This is a genomic window from Bacillus sp. 22483 (genome assembly GCF_052044605.1).
GTDB lineage: Bacteria > Bacillota > Bacilli > Bacillales > Bacillaceae > Bacillus > Bacillus altitudinis.
On sequence record NZ_JBQENU010000005.1, the window covers coordinates 59320 to 76049 of the forward strand.

Here is a 16730-nt window from a genome sequence, read left to right on the forward strand (position 1 = left end):
CTGTTGTGGTAATGATTCTAAGGTTTTAAATGAAAATTATTTTCTTTTTGGTCGTTGAATGTCGAAAAAAATATTCCTATAATGGGATTTATCAGGTACACCGGCAACACGACACTTTATTTCAAATCAATGATTGGGCGTGATACAGATGAAGGGAAACCAGGCGGTAATTGGTTTGGATATTGGAACAACAAGTACAAAGGCGGTTCTATTTGGACCACAGGGGAAAGTCATATCAAAGCATTCTGTTCCTTATGACCTCATTCACCCCCAGCCAGCATGGGTTGAGCAGAACCCTGAACATATTTTAGATGCTGTGATTGCGAGTGTAAGAGGCGCATTGACGAAAGCAGCATTTGATGCAAAAAACCTCATAGGTGTGGGAATTAGTACGGCGATGCATTCCTTAATCATCATGGATGAGAATGGAAAAGCATTAACTAACAGTATCATTTGGGCTGATAACAGAAGTGCAGAACAAGCGAAACGAATCATAACGGACTTAGATGGCTTTCAAATTTATAAAAGAACCGGAACACCGATCCATCCAATGTCACCGCTTTCAAAAATACGATGGATCAAGGAAATGACACCTGACGTCTTCAATCAGGCAGCAAAATTCATTTCCATCAAAGAGTATGTTCTTTATCATTTCTTTGGTCAGTATGTGGTCGATTATTCAATCGCGTCAGCAACAGGACTGTTCCGATTGGAAACGCTTCAATGGGACGAGGAGGCACTACGTATTGCAGGAATTCAGGTGAATCAGCTGTCTGAACTTGTTCCAACGACGCATCAGCTGCGTGGTCTTCAGCCAGAAATTGCGCTGCGAATGGGCATTGAAGAAGATACACCATTTGTTGTGGGTGCAAATGACGGTGTACTAGCGAATCTTGGTGTTGGTGCGATTGGCAAAGGTGAGGTAGCAGTCACGATTGGGACAAGTGGTGCGGTACGTACAGTCGTAGATCAGCCAATTACAGATGAGCAATCAAGAACATTTTGCTATGCATTGACGGACAAGCATTGGGTCGTCGGAGGACCGACCAATAACGGCGGAATTATGCTGAGATGGCTCAAGGATGAATTTGGGTCTTCCGAGGTGGAGGTAGCAAAGCGTCTAGGTGTAGACCCTTACGATCTGATGATTGATATTGCAGAAAAGGTTCCAGCTGGCTCAGAAGGACTGCTGTTTCTACCATTTTTAACAGGTGAGCGAGCACCTTATTGGAATCCAAACGCAAGAGGCACGTTCTTCGGGATCGGTCTTCAGCATAAGCGCGAGCACTTTATTAGAGCCGTGTTAGAAGGCGTCATTATGAGTGTTTTCTCGATCGGTGTGGCACTAAGAGATTTAACAGGTCCAGCGAAGGATGTCAGGGCTTCTGGTGGATTTGCGAGATCCCCGCTATGGCGGCAGATTTTGGCGGATACAATGGGCAGAGAAGTGCTTGTTCCAGAGAGCTACGAGGCTTCCGCACTTGGGGCGGCTGTCCTTGCACTTCATAGTTTAGGTCATATGGAAGAGATAGAAGAGGTACAGGAATGGATCCGTATTTCTGCCCGCCATGAACCAAATATGAAGAACAACGAAACATACATAGAGCTGTTTTATTTATATGAGCGTCTCTATGACAAACTGAAGGATGAATTTGATGTCATTAGTGCGTTGCAATTAAAACAAAATCGTTAAACATCGGGGAAAAGGTGGGAGAACATGCTTTTATTCATTGTGATTGCGGCTATTGTCCTTTTACTCATTCTCATTACAGTCGCTAAGTTGAATCCGTTTGTGAGTTTGATCATTACCTCTATGCTAGTAGGCTTTGCTACAGGAATGGATTTACAGGAAATCATTCAATCGATTAAAACGGGATTAGGGAACACGTTATCGTTACTGGCGATTGTACTAGCGCTTGGGACCATGCTTGGGAAAATGATGGCTGAGTCAGGGGGCGCTGAGCGGATAGCTCAAACACTCATCAGTCGTTTTGGGACGAAGAATGTGCATTGGGCGATGATGTTTGTAGCCTTTATCGTGGGGATACCTGTCTTTTTCCAGGTCGGATTCGTTCTTCTCATTCCCTTACTCTTTACCATTGCGATTGAAACGGGCATTTCGCTCGTGACGATTGGGATTTCATTAATCGCAGGATTGTCTGTTGTGCATGGGCTAGTTCCGCCTCATCCAGCTGCAATGGCAGCAGTAGGCATCTATCATGCCAACGTGGGGAAAACGATTTTCTTTTCAATCATCGTCGGTTTGCCAACAGCTATTATTGCTGGACCGATGTATGGTAAGTGGATTGGAAAACGGATACATAAACCAGTTCCAGAGATGCTCAGAAAGCAATTCACGGAACGACATGCTGATCGGAAGCTTCCTGGTTTTGCGAATACGATGTTTACCATTTTGGTGCCGGTCATTCTTATGCTGCTTGCCACGTTGGCGGATATTATTTTGCCAGAGGATAGTATGTGGTATCAGATGTTCAAGTACATTGGAGATCCCATAACAGCTTTATTGATTGCAACAGTGTATTCTTTCTTTAGCCTTGGCTTTATACAAGGGATGAGCCGTGACCGAGTGCTGTCATTCAGTAACGATTGTTTGGGACCGATCGCTTCCATTCTGCTTGTGATTGGTGCAGGTGGAGCGTTCAATAATGTACTGATCGATTCAGGCGTTGGGGATTATATTGCTGATTTAGCCAAACACTCCCCAATCTCACCGATTTTACTTAGCTGGCTGATTGCTGCGGTTATTCGTGTGGCAACAGGATCTGCTACAGTATCCATGATGACAGCGGCCGGAATTGTAGCCCCAATTGCTGCATCCATGCCGGATGTGAGCAGAGAGCTGCTTGTTTTAGCAACAGGAGCGGGTTCATTGATTTTGTCTCATGTCAATGACTCTGGTTTTTGGCTGATCAAAGAGTATTTTGGTATGACCATTAAAGAGACGTTCTTGACTTGGACGGCTATGGAGACCATCATTTCCGTTAGCGCCATTGCATTTATTATGATTATTAATATGTTTATATAACGGGACAACAGCTCAATTCTTCGGGATTGGGCTGTTTTTGGTTTGTTGTTATGCCGCTTTTGACAATTTAGGATAAAATAATGATATTGAGCTATGGGAGGCGGACACGATCGAACCTTTAAAACATGTATATAATGAACCATTTATTCAACATTTAGCAGAAAAACTTGTGCAAGCGTCAACTGTATTTGATGCTGATCACTTTCAGCAGCTCGTGTTTCAAGAGGATTGGGAGCAGCTGGAGTTAAAAGGACGAATGAGAAGAGTGACTGAATCGATGCACGCCTGTCTGCCTGAGGATTATGAGAAGGCAATCGATGTACTGCGTCAGACAGCACCGCATTTTACAGGGCTCAGTGCGCTCGTATTTCCAGACTACGTCGAGATATATGGTGTTGACCATTGGGATATCTCGATCAAAGCACTTGAATTCTTTACACCGTTTTCCACTGCTGAATTTGCCGTTCGACCTTTTCTCATTCAAGATCAAGAGAAAATGCTGACGCAGATGCTTGTGTGGTCACAGGATCAAAATGAACATATTCGCCGTCTCGCTAGTGAAGGGTGCAGGCCTCGTTTGCCGTGGGGATTATCCATCCCTGCGCTGAAAAAGGACCCTTCTGTCACGCTGCCCATTCTAGAAAATTTGAAGTCAGATTCGGCCAAGTATGTGCAAAAAAGTGTAGCGAATCATTTAAATGATATTTCTGCAATTCAGCCAGACCTCATGAAGCAAATGGTCAAAAGCTGGTATGGAACCAATGAACATACAAACTGGATTGTCAAACATGCATCCCGTACGTTATTGAAAAAAGGCGATCCAGATATCATGGCTTTATTTGGCTATGGAGATGATCCGTCTATCCAAGTAACGGATTTGAAGGTGACGCAAGACCCCATTCATATTGGAGAGAAGCTGACGTTTCATTTTATTCTTCAAACTGATAAGCCATTAAAGCTGCGCGTAGAGTATGCCATTGATTACGTGAAAGCTCGTGGTACACGCAATCAAAAGGTATTTAAAATCACAGAATTTGAAACAGAATCGGCGCTGTATAGAGAATTTGTCCGGTCACAGTCGTTTCAAAATATGACAACGAGAAAGCACTATGAGGGCATTCATACATTAACCATCATCATCAACGGCATCCCAAAAGCGTCTGTTGATTTCGAAGTCACAGCAGCTGCTCATGAAAAAACCCGCCACTGAGGCGGGTTTCAGCGTGTAGACAAACCCTCGCATTCGGTGTCAGTCCTGCGTGCTGGTGCTCACGAATGTCACATTCGCTCCGCGCCAGTACTCGTCCTTCCTAGACTGCAAAGGTTTTCTATCACGCTGAAAAGAAGACAAAGGGCTAAAATCAAGTTCATTTTAGCCCTTTATCAACAATCTGATACCCGCCACTGAGGCGGGTTTTGCTTGCGTTTCTAAGCTTTCTTTTTCATTAAGAATGAAGCAATGATGGCGGCTGCTAAGAAACTGATACTGATAATCGAGCTAGGTAAGTTCTCTGGTCTGAATAGGAACAGAACAAAACTGACACTGAGTACAAGACCAGCAAATAAAGTGAAATACGGGAATAACCAAACTTTGAAATACGGCTCCTGCGGATATCTTGGACGCAGTTTCAAATGAGCCAGACAGATGCTAATCCAAATAAGAGAGACCGCAAAACCAGGGATAGCCAGCATATAGCTGAAAATTTGATCTGGGTACAAGTAAGCAAAGAATGTTCCGATTAAAAGAAACAGAACAGTCACCCATAAACTTAAAATAGGTACACCTCTTTTGTTGACCTGTGCCAGCTTTTTTGGACCGCCGTCTGATTTAGATAGAGAATGAATCATTCTCGTCGTGCCGTAAATACCAGAGTTGGCGGCAGATAGAACGGCTGTAATTAAGACGAAATTAATGAAGTGAGAGGCACCTTGCATGCCAGCTGCTGAAAAGACTTGGACAAAAGGACTGTTATTCGGATCAATTTGATTCCAAGGAATGAGTCCACAAATAATCAAAATCGGCAGTGTGTAAAACAAGATGATGCGCCACATCATACTTTTGACAACACCAGGTAATACCTTTTCTGCATCCTTTGTTTCTGTAATGGTCAGCCCGATCAATTCAGAGCCTCCATACGAGAAGATCACCACTAATAATGAGGCAAAGACAGCACCCCATCCGTTCGGGACAAAGTTTTGGTAATTGGTGAGAACAGGCGTGCTTTGTTCGCTCGGAATGATTCCAAATAATAATGCAGCACCGAGAAGAATAAACACAATAATAACGAAAATCTTCATTCCAGCGAACCAAAACTCAATTTCACCAAAGTATTTTACATTATTTAAATTAATTCCGATGACTAAGAGCGAGCAAAGTAAACATAAAGACCATAATGGTACGTTTGGCATCCAATATTGAAGCAAACTCCCCGCTGCAATGATTTCAATGACACATACAGTGAGCCACATAAAACAGTAAACCCATCCGACAACAAATGAAAAACGTTGACCAAGCGCAATCTGTATGAGGTCGCGAAGGTTATTCCCCGGGTAGACGATGGCCATTTCAGCTAAAGCCGCCATGACAATGAGAAGAAGCAATCCAGCAAATACATAGGAAAAGATAACTCCAGGACCTGCTAAGCCGATTGTATCGGCACTTCCTTTAAAGATTCCTGTACCAATGACCCCGCCCATCGCAATCATGCGAATATGACGCGGCGATAAAAGCTTTTTTAATTCGTGTTGTTCCTGATTCGCGCTCATGACGTTCTCCTTTTTTAAAATGCTTATGTTCCATTTTCTTTTTTCGAGCGGTCAGTGTCAATATAAAAAAAGAGATTTTTCAGACAAAATAGGCGGTTGATTCTATCAAATGAGCCGTTTTCTTCCATAAATCCTTTCCATGACCCATCCCCAAAATCTGAAACTTCGTGAAAAAATGATCATTTGCCTTCATTCTGACATAAACAATTTTCAGTTTTTGTCGATATATCTTTTGTATTACTAAAGTCCTAATAAAGAATTATTTATAACTGTAAAATATTTCAAAAAAGTATGGAAGAATGAAAGGAGTTATTGAAGATGTTTATGAGAAAAGCAAGTGATTCATCGTCGGGGGCCCTTCTTAGTGAAAGCAGTCAATTAGTTGAACGAATTGAGAAGGGAGATTTTTCAGCCAGAATTGATACTGCTGCATTCTCTTCTAGTCAAACAATAGAAGCAGTTGCTCAAATAAATGAAGCGTTGCAAAAGATGCAAGAAGCGCAAGAAGATATTCATATGCGTATGAATTTAGTGACAAAAGCCATTCAAGTGGGTCTATGGGATATGACGGTTGTAGCAGGAGATCCTGTGAATCCAAAAAACGAATTCACATGGACGGATGATTTCCGCAAAATGCTAGGTTTCCAAAATGAAAACGATTTTCCGAATGTCTTAGACAGCTGGGCATCTCGAATTCATCCAGATGAGCAGGAATACACCTTGAATGCATTCTCTACGCATTTATTGGATCATTCTGGCCGTACACCGTATGATATCGAATATCGTCTGATGTTGAAAAATGGCGAGTATCGCTGGTTCAAAGCAACTGGAACGACGATTCGAGATCGAAATGGGGTACCTCTTCGTGTGGCAGGGGCTCTTTTTGATATTCATGATCAGAAATTGAAAGAAGAAGAGCTGCAAGCATTCGTGACAAGATATGACTTGATCAACCGTGCGCTTGTGGAAGCGCCTTGGGATATGGTTGTAGAGGCTGGCGATCCTGTCAATCCAAACAATGAATTCTGGTGGTCTCCACAGTTTAGAAAAACGCTTGGTTTTACAGATGAAAAGGATTTCCCGAACGTGTTGAGCAGCTGGAGTGATCGTTTGCATCCTGAAGATAAAGAATCGGCTCTCCAAGCTTTTGCGGATCACTTAAATGACCATTCTGGCCGTACACCATTTGACATTGATTATAGATTGCAGAGTAAAAATGGCGAGTACCGCTGGTATCATGCGGGTGGTGAAACCATTCGTGATGAGAAGGGTGTCCCTTTACGTGTCGCAGGAACGATTCGTGATATTACGTTAGAAAAAAATAAAGAAAAAACAGCCAATGAAATGGCTTCCCAAGTAGAGCAGCTTTCAAGTTCTATTAGTGAAATGGTATCTGGTATCAGTTCTGTAACAAACCAAGCACAAGAGCTTGCTGTCGCCCAAGAGCAGTCAACATCTGCTGCTAATTTGGCGAAAAACAGTGCAGATGAGACGAAGAACATTTCAGACTTAATCAAAGAAGTGGCAAACCAAACGAATCTGCTTGGTTTGAATGCCGCAATTGAAGCAGCAAGAGCAGGCGAGCAGGGCCGCGGTTTCTCAGTCGTTGCCGATGAAGTGCGTAAGCTAGCGCTTCATAGTGCCAATGCGACAGAAAATATCGAATCTAGTTTAACTGAAATGAAAACACAAATCGATCAAATTCTTGAAAATATCTCCAATATGACAGCTCTTACGCAAACACAGGCTGCTTTGACAGAGCAAGTGAACGCTTCAGTTGATGAAGTGAATCATATGTCTCAGCGTCTGGTGGCATATTCAAAGAGTATCTAATGCCAAAAAACCGCCTTTTCATCAGAAGGCGGTTTTTTTATTTAAGCATGATCTGCTGGGAAAACAATACCGGCGTCTTTCCTAGCGTCTTCAAGAACCTTCATGACAGAAAGACTGTCATCAAGCCATTCATAACACTTTTCGACATTTCCTGTTTCAATGATATGCTGAAATGCTTCTGCTTCATAAAACAGGCGGTTTGAATTGGTTTGTGCATTGAGTGAAGTGACTTGGTCTCCTATATGCAGCAACACTTCCTCACAGCCATTCGCACCATTTTTCACATGCAGGAACCCTTTTTCCCCTTGAATCAAAGCGAAATTCATACTGCTTGTATCTTTGCTGCCAACACTTGTGGCGATGAAATCATTGTAAGTAAAAGTTAATACACCAGATGTGTCGATGCCGTTTGGATGGCGGTTGGCCTGGTAACGAACGTCTTTCGGTGAACCAAATAGATTCATAATGAAATGAACATTGTAAATGTTAATATCCATGAGGGCACCGCCAGAAAACTCTGGGTTAAAGACATTCGGCGTTTCCCCGGCGAGCAGCTGATTATATTTACTTGAATATTGACTGTAATTGCATTGAACGAGTTTGATTCTGCCTAATTGATGAAGGTGTTTTTTGATTAAATGATAGTTGGGCATATGAACGGTCGTAATGGCTTCAAATAGGAAGAGCTGCTTTTCCTTTGCGAGAGCGATTAAGGCTTCTAGCTCTTTCACATTAGAGGTAAAAGGCTTTTCGCAAATCACATGTTTTCCGTGTTTCAATGCAGCCGTGGCATGCTCGCTATGTAAACGATTGGGTGATGCGATATATACCGCTTCTATGTGGGGATCTTCGAACATAGCGGTTAAATCCGTATAAGTCGTTTGCACCCCAAATTGATCTGCGAGTTTCTTTGCCGTAGCTTCCTTTCTTGAATAGACAGCGTGGCAAGAAGCACCTTCAAGCTGTTCAATTGCCTGGAGGAAACCTTCCACAATCACACCTGTTCCAATGGTTGCTATTCTCATTCTATTCATAACCCCTTTCATGCGAATGATGTCACGTCAAGCTGTCTCTAGTATACCTGATGTTTTCATCCAACGTGTACTTAACAGCTAGGCGCAGAGGGGTGCCAGTAAAAAATACCGGCACATCTTTGGCAGCCTCTACAATTAACTAATGTTAGCTAATGTTTGTTTCGTTAACAGTTGAATGGCCGCCTTCCTCTTTTTTAACTCTTGAATGGATTTTTGAATATCTTCTACTTTTTGTTCGAGCAGCTGTTCCGCTTCTGTTTTCGACTGTTTCTCGAATAGTGACGTGATAATTTCTCGAATTTCTTTGAGTGAAAAATCTAGCTTTCTTGCTTCAGTGATAAAGGATAGCATGAGTACATATTTTTTATCATATAAACGATAGCCGTTATGTGCTCTCTTAGGCTCGGGGAGCACACCCTCATTTTCATAAAAACGAATGGTTTCAATATGTACACCAGACATTTTTGACAATTTTCCTCTCGTAAATGTAATCATTCCCTGCACCTCCTTTCTTTGCTATCCATCATACAATTAGATTTGCTAGTTTCAAAATATTCTCCGATGAACATTTGTTCCTTTTCATACTGTTAAAATGAGAGGTCTGTTCTATTCACAGCGGATTTCATAGAATAGGTTATAATAGATGAGGATGAAGTGATTTTTTGTTACAGATATGAACAAGTAGACAGTGTGAGAAAAAAACGATAGGCTAAAATAGGTACATAGTATGATGAACAGCATGTGATCATGTAGATGATCACTCAAAATAGTGACAGCACGTTTTGCTGAGAAAAGGGGAGCAGTGAATGTATAAATTAGTCGCAATTGATATGGATGGTACGTTATTAAATGATCAGCATATGGTGCCGGATGAGGTGTTTGAAGCCATTCAACAGGCGAAGGCAGAAGGCGTTAAAATTGTTTTATGTACAGGCCGGCCGATTGGCGGGGTGCATCGCTATTTAAAAGAGCTGCAGCTTGATCAAGAGGGGGATTATGTCATCGCCTATAATGGAGCGCTTGTACAAAACAGCCATACAAATGAAGTCGTATCAGAATTAACTTTATCCTATGATGATTTGACTTCTTTATATGAACTGAGCCGTCAGCTGGATACACCTATGCATTATTTCGATTCGGCTCATCTATACACACCAAATCGGGATATTAGTGAATACACGGTACTTGAATCGTATTTAACGAAATTGCCGCTTAAGTATTTACCTGTCGAAGAGGCAGACCCATCCATGAGACTTCCGAAGATGATGTATATTGATCAGCCGGAACGTTTGGAAAAGACGATACAAGCCATTCCATCTGAAGTGAAGGATCAGTACATGATGGTAAAAAGCACAGATTTCTTCCTAGAAATTCTTCATCCTGATGTGAGCAAAGGGAATGCAGTGAAGCTTCTAGCGCATGAACTGGGGATTTCTCGTGAAGAAGTGATGGCGATTGGTGACAATGGGAACGACGTGTCGATGCTAGAATTTGCGGGCTGTGGCGTTGCGATGGGAAATGCCATTGAAGATGTCAAAGCAGTTGCGGATGTTGTGACAAAATCCAATAACGAAGCAGGAGTCGCACATATCTTGCATGAGCGAGTCATCGGAAAATAAAGAAAGAGCGGTCTACCAATGAGGTAGCCGCTTTTTTATATGTGTGAGAAAAAGTAAACAAGCATACGTCTGCTGTTCAAATTTGTTTTTTCGAGCATCGCCTTTACATGATCATGCACCGTATGAGGCGAGATAAATAACGTACTGGCAATTTCTTTTGTGGATTGTCCTTTTATTAAGCAGTCAAGGACGTTCATTTCTCTTTCTGTTAGCCGATATGTTTTCGCTATATAAGGAAGGATGTCACTTGTTTGAGCTCGTTTAATATGAATCATGACAGCCTCTTCCTGCCCGGCTGCTTGTGCTAAACGAAATGCTTGAAGAGAGAGAAAACGCCCTGTCGGCATTCTGGTGATGCTGACCGCTGTTTGGTCACCGCCGCCATATAAAAGCTTAGCACCTAATGCTCTAAACGGACGGGGCATGATGGCACCGTCATGAATTTGCTCAAAGGTTTGGAAGGTGTGGAGCCAATGAAGACCGGTTTCATTTCCATAAAGAAGATGGTAATCGTGTGAAAGAATGAGGAAGCCTTGGTGTTCCGCCGTTTCATCTTCTTCCGTTTCTCTTCTTTTAAAAAGTTCATCTCTCAGCTTGGCTGCGAGTGCTGGTGTTTGGCGACTAACCGCTTGTATATCTTGTTCATGAAAAGGTTCCTTCTCCTTTTTCCGATAAAGGCTGGCGATTCCCCAGCATTCACCTTGAATCACAAGGGCTGCCCGCAATTCATCTGCCCATCCGTTAGGCAACAAAATGTGCTGGTATCGACCACTATTGAGGTATTCTCCGCTTTGGACGAGACTGGCAACGTGGACAGGACCTTTCGCTAGATCTTCATGCTGGTGCACATCTTTTTTTAAATATTCATTTTGAAACAGCTCGTTATGTATGGCTTCAATCGGTTCATCTGTAAAAGAACCCGTCGAGAGGAGAGTAGCTGGATCAATGGTTGTGATACAGGCAGCATCAAAATCACAGATAGCAGCAAGTTCATCTCGAATGCTTTTTCTCAGCTGCTGAAAATGAGCGGCTGGATTGTTCATTTGATCTCCTCCTCAATATCCCTACTTTTAGGGATCGTTTTTTCTCATCTATCTTCTTACAATGAAGATAACATACCGTTAGTGTAAAGGAAACGAAGCAAAGCGGAAACTGGAGGAGAAGACATATGAGTGTAAATCAACATTGGCATGATCCTGTTGCTGAATCCTATGCAGCGACAATTGCACATAAAGTACCGGGCTATCATCTTTTGCATGAGCTGACAGTGGATAGAGTAGAAATCGAATTAATGGGAGCGGCTTCTCGCATGTTAACAGTCGGAGCAGGTGGGGGCGAAGAGATTATCAACATGCTTCAAAGAAATAAAGACTGGCATATCACAGGGGTTGATCCATCTCCAACTATGCTTGAGATGGCCAAGCGCAGAGTGGCACAGCTTCATATGCAAGATCGTGTCACATGGTATGAGATGGCCTTAGACAAAGTGCCGGTTGAAAAGTCGTACGATGCAGCAGTAAGTTTGCTTGTCATTCATTTTGTAAAAGATCAGCTGACCTTTTTACAGGAGATCGCCCGCCGGCTTCAACCAGGGGCACCACTCGTGTTGGCGTTTATTCAAGGAGACCCGGAAACGCCGACATTTCAGCAGGAGCTTCATATGCTTTCTCTATTCATGAAGCGTCAAGGCTTGGGAAAGGAAGTGTTTACGTCCTTCCGAGAAAGGCTGGGTGTCACAACATATCCCGTGTCTGAAGAAAAGATGACAGCACAATTAACCGAAGCAGGATTTCAAGACATCAGACCTTATTTTCAAGCGGGCATGATCAAAGGGATTGTTTGTAAAAGAGGCGATAGAAAGGCGGTTGGAAAATGAGGTCAAAAGTGATGGTGATAGGCGGTTATGGACATGTGGGGCAGCAAATATGTCTTCAATTAAGTGACGTGTATCCTGGGCAAGTCTTTGCGGCTGGCCGAAGTTATGAGAAGGCTGAACAATTTGCACGCCAAACGAATGGGCGTGTACATCCATTTCAGATAGACGTAAGACAACCAGTGGATACGGACTGGATGGATGAAACGAAACTCGTGATCATGTGTCTTGATCAAGATGACACGTCATTTGCTGAAACATGCTTACGATCAGGTATTGATTATCTCGATATTTCGGCAAAAGGAGCCTATATTGAGAAGCTAGCAAAGGTCCATCAACAGCAATTGAACGCAACGGCTGTGCTGAGCGTAGGTCTTGCACCTGGTCTCACCAATTTGCTTGCAGCGAAGGCGGCATCTATTCTGACCTCTGTGGAGCAAATTGATATTAGTATCATGCTTGGGCTAGGTGACCAGCATGGAAAAGCAGCTATTGAATGGACGCTTGATCATGTGCATACGGATTATGAGCTGACGAAGAATCATCAGCGAAAGAAAGTCAAAAGTTTTACTGGAGGGAAACGCATTGATTTTGGCAAAACGCTTGGAAAGCGGCAAGCCTATCAGTTTCCTTTCTCTGACCAGCAAACATTGCCTTCAACGCTCCATGTGCCTTCTGTGACAACAAGGCTCTGTTTTGATTCTGGTGTAGCGACACGTGCATTTGCTCTCACAAGGAAACTCGGAATGACGTCCCTTCTCACGATGCCGAAAATCAAGGAACGAGCCATTTCACTAATTCAATCTGCTCAAATGGGTACAGATCAATATGCAGTGAAAGTGGAAGCGGTAGGATTGAAGGGTAACGAAATTCATCAAGCAGCGCTTGGAATAAAAGGTCGCGATGAGTCTCAAGCAACGGCTCAAGTCGCCAGTGCTGCGGCACTGCATGTATTGAGCAAGCAGTTTCAGGCAGGTGTTTTTCATATCGAAGAATTATTTTCATTAGCGTATGAGAATGGTAATTTTGCGTTGGTGGATCAAAAAACGAAGGAAAAGCACGCATTAGCATTGAGAGCCAGCCTTTTAACGGCATAAAAGAAAACGACAAAAGATACGCATCAGCTCAAAAGAACAGGTCAGTCATGTGGGCGCTTTATTCATGATTCGAAAACAACAGCTTGCTCTCCATGTAAATGGCCGAAAGGCAATCAAGTGTTGTAGTCGGAGCTGATATAATGGTTACATTGGGCAAATAAATCTCAAGTGGGTGTTTACAAGTGTTAGATACAGAACAAGATGTAGTGAGGAATTATATAGATTCACCCCAAAAATTGAAAAAATTATATAAACGAGTATTGTTCGTTGTCAGTCTATCGCAAATATTTGGAGGAGCTGGAATAGCTGCAGGAATTACAGTAGGTGCCATTTTAGCGCAACAAATGCTTGGAACTGAAGCCTATGCAGGAGTCCCAATCGCTTTATTTACTTTGGGGTCAGCTGGGTCAGCTTTCATTGTAGGAAAGCTTTCGCAACGTTATGGACGACGCATCGGTTTATCGACAGGTTTTGTTGCTGGAGGGCTCGGAGCAATTGGCGTTGTGCTGGCAGCTATGATGAATAGTGTCATTTTATTATTTGCATCGCTCTTCATTTATGGCGCAGGAACATCAACGAACTTACAAGCGCGTTATGCTGGGACGGACTTAGCGAATTCTAAACAGCGTGCAACTGCCATTAGTACAACAATGGTCATGACAACATTTGGAGCAGTAGCAGGTCCGAATTTAGTTGAAGTGATGGGTAAATTTGCAGTGTCCATTGGTGTTCCAGCACTTGCCGGTCCTTTTATTTTATCAGCAGCAGCATTTATTGTAGCTGGTCTTGTTCTTTTTATTCTGCTGCGTCCTGATCCATTAGACATTGCCCGAAGAATAGCAACTTACAAAGCAGAACATGGGCATGGAAATAAAGCAGATGCTGCTGATAAAAAAACAGATAAAAAAGGGCTTACAGTAGGTGCCACAGTGATGATCTTAACTCAAATTGTCATGGTGGCACTCATGACCATGACACCGGTGCATATGCAGCATCATGGTCATGGATTAGCCGAAGTGGGCATTGTGATTGGTTTTCACATAGGGGCCATGTATCTTCCTTCACCTATCACGGGTGTACTTGTAGATAAACTAGGACGAACAGCTATGAGCATAGCGTCGGGCATCACATTGTTATTTGCTGGTTTATTAGCCGCATTCGCACCAAGTGATTCAATGATTCTATTAATCATTGCTTTGTCTTTACTTGGATTGGGATGGAATTTTGGTTTAATTAGTGGTACTGCTCAAATAGTGGATGCTACAGAACCATCAACCCGGGCAAAAACCCAAGGAACACTCGATGTTTTTGTTGCGTTAGCAGGTGCTTCTGGCGGTGCCCTTTCAGGAATGGTCGTTGCGAATACGAGTTATGCTACATTATCTTTAAGTGGAGGAATTTTATCATTAATTCTCATCCCTGTCATCATTTGGTCTTTTAAAAGTAAAACATAATGCAGCTCTGTGCTCATCCATCACAAAAAAGACATGCCTCCAATCATAGGAAAGCATGTCTTTTTTGAATCTCTCTTCACAGGATTCTAGTCTTCTTATGATGCTGAGGACACATCTCCTTTTTTCTTGATACTGGCTTTAATGAGCTCAGTCAATGTGTCAGAGCCTTTTGTGGAAAGGTGAACACCATCTGGCTGAAAATAGGATGGCTGTCCGGTAGCGGCTGAATGCCAATCGACTAAGCTCACATTGTGATGTTGATTGGCCACACGCTCAATGACTGCATTCACATCATTTTCCCAAGATCTTGGAACGCGAGTGTTCACAAGAAAAATATGAGCCTTCGAGAAATGTTGAATGAATGAGGTCAAAGTCCCCTCTGTAAAATAACCATTTGTGCCAAGCTCAATAATAACAGCGGCATCAGCCTTGTTAAAAGAAGCATATTGAGGGGCGATGCGGATGGCTTCGTTCATTTGCCTTCCGACCCTTGCGTCAATGGTGATGGGTTCATAGGCCTTTTCTAAATTTGAAGCAATGTCTAACATGACGGAATCACCAATGGCAAGAACTTGGTTAAATTGTTTAGGATCCGCTGCTTTTTTCTCATGTTTGTCTTTCTTTTTCTTCACTTTTGATTCTGTCTGACCGCCTGCCTTTTGGGGCGCTGTCTTAATTTGTGTTACTTCCTTGGCATGTGGGGATGTATGAGACGAGCTAGACATGCCAATGGTAAATAAAATCAAAAGGACTGCGGCAATCCCAAGAAACACTTTGTTGGACATAGACCATTGCTTGATTCCTGTTTTCCAAATCGACCAAGAGGCAAAATAGTGTCTAAACCCGAGTTTACGAATCGGCTGTTCGATCAAACGATAGGAAGCCTCTGATATGAGTAGAATTGCGATGAGCTGCAATGTGACACGTCCTATGGAAGGCTGTCCAATCTCAATGACCGGTGTGGTCAGCACGATAATTGGATAATGCCATAAGTAGATGCCATAAGACCGCTTTCCGAGCCAAACGAGTGGTTGAAAAGACAGCCATTTCCCAATAAGACTGGCAGGATGGCAGACACACGCAATTAAGATCGCTGCATTCAAACAGAATAAAAGCATACCGCCTTGGTAGAGAAAGCCGTCAAATTCGTCGACTGCATAAACACATAAGAGGAAAATGACCATCGAACCGAATCCGGCTATTTGTAACATACGTCTGCCGACAGGAAGTAACTTTCTGCTGGAAAGTCTGTGCATGGGCCAGACAAATGCAAGACTGCACCCGATGAGGAGTGCAAACGCACGTGTGTCTGTTCCATAATAGATCCTGCTTGGGTCAGTATCCGGTGAATAGAGTATGGCCATCCATAACGCAGATACAAGTGCCAGACCAAAGGTGATCATAGGAAGATGGGATCTATTTTTCACCCATTTCAGTCCAGCAATCAACAGTACAGGCCAAATGAGATAAAATTGCTCTTCAATCGCCAAAGACCATAAATTTTTTAGTGGAGATACAGCATTGAAGCTATCGAAGTAAGAGAGCTGATGAAAAATATACCACCAGTTACTCACATAAAAAAAGGACGATAAGGCATCGCCACGAATGGACATTAATGCATTTGAACCAGCAATGGCGCACCAGCTGACGATTAAAAAAATCATGACGTAGGCAGCTGGAAGCAGCCTTCTGATGCGGCCCATCCAAAAAGGCAGAAGCTCTTGATAGCCCAAATCCTGCTTATGCAGCAAGATGGTTGTAATCAAGTAACCAGAAATCACAAAAAACAAATCAACGCCAAGAAACCCGCCGCTTGCGGGTTCAATATGTAAGTGATAAGCAATGACCGCCAATACGGCAACAGCTCTCAGCCCATCTAATCCTAATATGTAACGTAAACGGTTTTCCTTGCTGTTCATGAAAAAGAATCCCCCATCAATGTCAAACGCGTCTTTTTTGTTGTCACTCCAAAAGAACAACGATTCTTTTATTTTATATAAGATTAGAC

Annotated in this window: 13 protein-coding genes; 8 read left to right on the forward strand and 5 right to left on the reverse strand. The window is 42.8% G+C overall.

The genetic code is table 11. The features are described 5' to 3' along the window. Window positions 1-148 precede the first annotated feature (148 nt). The 3 genes from gntK (at window position 149) to ACTJJQ_RS09340 (ending at window position 4256) form a co-directional block, all read left to right on the forward strand. On the forward strand, window positions 149-1693 hold the full coding sequence (gene gntK, locus ACTJJQ_RS09330) for a gluconokinase (RefSeq protein ID WP_440600143.1): 1545 nt from the start codon (window positions 149-151) through the stop codon (window positions 1691-1693). Between the two features lie 24 nt (window positions 1694-1717). Further along, window positions 1718-3046, forward strand: a complete 1329-nt coding sequence (locus ACTJJQ_RS09335) for a GntP family permease (RefSeq protein WP_281201143.1) — start codon at window positions 1718-1720, stop codon at window positions 3044-3046. Between the two features lie 109 nt (window positions 3047-3155). Next, window positions 3156-4256, forward strand: coding sequence for a DNA alkylation repair protein (locus tag ACTJJQ_RS09340; RefSeq protein WP_440600186.1), 1101 nt, complete (start codon window positions 3156-3158; stop codon window positions 4254-4256). A gap of 218 nt (window positions 4257-4474) precedes the next feature. On the opposite strand, the gene ACTJJQ_RS09345 is transcribed toward ACTJJQ_RS09340, so the two are convergent. Next, window positions 4475-5812: an amino acid permease gene (locus ACTJJQ_RS09345; RefSeq protein WP_440600144.1), complete on the reverse strand. Its 1338-nt coding sequence runs from the start codon at window positions 5810-5812 to the stop codon at window positions 4475-4477. A gap of 318 nt (window positions 5813-6130) precedes the next feature. Here ACTJJQ_RS09345 and ACTJJQ_RS09350 point away from each other — a divergent pair, with 318 nt between their 5' ends. After that, window positions 6131-7645: a methyl-accepting chemotaxis protein gene (locus tag ACTJJQ_RS09350; protein WP_171465931.1), complete on the forward strand. Its 1515-nt coding sequence runs from the start codon at window positions 6131-6133 to the stop codon at window positions 7643-7645. Between the two features lie 41 nt (window positions 7646-7686). Here ACTJJQ_RS09350 and ACTJJQ_RS09355 read toward each other — a convergent pair whose 3' ends face one another. Beyond that, the gene (locus ACTJJQ_RS09355; RefSeq protein ID WP_241511645.1) at window positions 7687-8670 is read right to left on the reverse strand and encodes a Gfo/Idh/MocA family protein; all 984 of its coding nucleotides are present in this window, start codon (window positions 8668-8670) and stop codon (window positions 7687-7689) included. Between the two features lie 144 nt (window positions 8671-8814). Beyond that, window positions 8815-9174, reverse strand: coding sequence for a MerR family transcriptional regulator (locus ACTJJQ_RS09360; protein WP_007498034.1), 360 nt, complete (start codon window positions 9172-9174; stop codon window positions 8815-8817). Between the two features lie 311 nt (window positions 9175-9485). Here ACTJJQ_RS09360 and yidA point away from each other — a divergent pair, with 311 nt between their 5' ends. Beyond that, window positions 9486-10298, forward strand: a complete 813-nt coding sequence (gene yidA / locus ACTJJQ_RS09365) for a sugar-phosphatase (RefSeq protein WP_007498032.1) — start codon at window positions 9486-9488, stop codon at window positions 10296-10298. A gap of 35 nt (window positions 10299-10333) precedes the next feature. Here yidA and ACTJJQ_RS09370 read toward each other — a convergent pair whose 3' ends face one another. Then, complete coding sequence (locus tag ACTJJQ_RS09370) at window positions 10334-11341, reverse strand: helix-turn-helix transcriptional regulator (protein ID WP_017358624.1); 1008 nt, start codon at window positions 11339-11341, stop codon at window positions 10334-10336. A 125-nt stretch (window positions 11342-11466) separates the two neighbouring features. Here ACTJJQ_RS09370 and ACTJJQ_RS09375 point away from each other — a divergent pair, with 125 nt between their 5' ends. From ACTJJQ_RS09375 to ACTJJQ_RS09385, 3 genes are all read left to right on the forward strand, one after another. Further along, window positions 11467-12174 (forward strand): class I SAM-dependent methyltransferase, encoded by a 708-nt coding sequence (locus ACTJJQ_RS09375; protein WP_163116108.1) that lies wholly within the window; start codon window positions 11467-11469, stop codon window positions 12172-12174. Next, on the forward strand, window positions 12171-13268 hold the full coding sequence (locus ACTJJQ_RS09380) for a saccharopine dehydrogenase family protein (RefSeq protein ID WP_440600145.1): 1098 nt from the start codon (window positions 12171-12173) through the stop codon (window positions 13266-13268). The genes ACTJJQ_RS09375 and ACTJJQ_RS09380 overlap by 4 nt, the downstream gene beginning before the upstream one ends. A gap of 182 nt (window positions 13269-13450) precedes the next feature. Further along, a complete protein-coding gene (locus ACTJJQ_RS09385) occupies window positions 13451-14722 on the forward strand; it encodes an MFS transporter (protein WP_440600146.1) in 1272 nt (423 codons plus the stop codon). Between the two features lie 95 nt (window positions 14723-14817). On the opposite strand, the gene ACTJJQ_RS09390 is transcribed toward ACTJJQ_RS09385, so the two are convergent. After that, on the reverse strand, window positions 14818-16641 hold the full coding sequence (locus ACTJJQ_RS09390; RefSeq protein WP_017358628.1) for an acyltransferase family protein: 1824 nt from the start codon (window positions 16639-16641) through the stop codon (window positions 14818-14820). Between the last annotated feature and the right edge of the window lie 89 nt (window positions 16642-16730).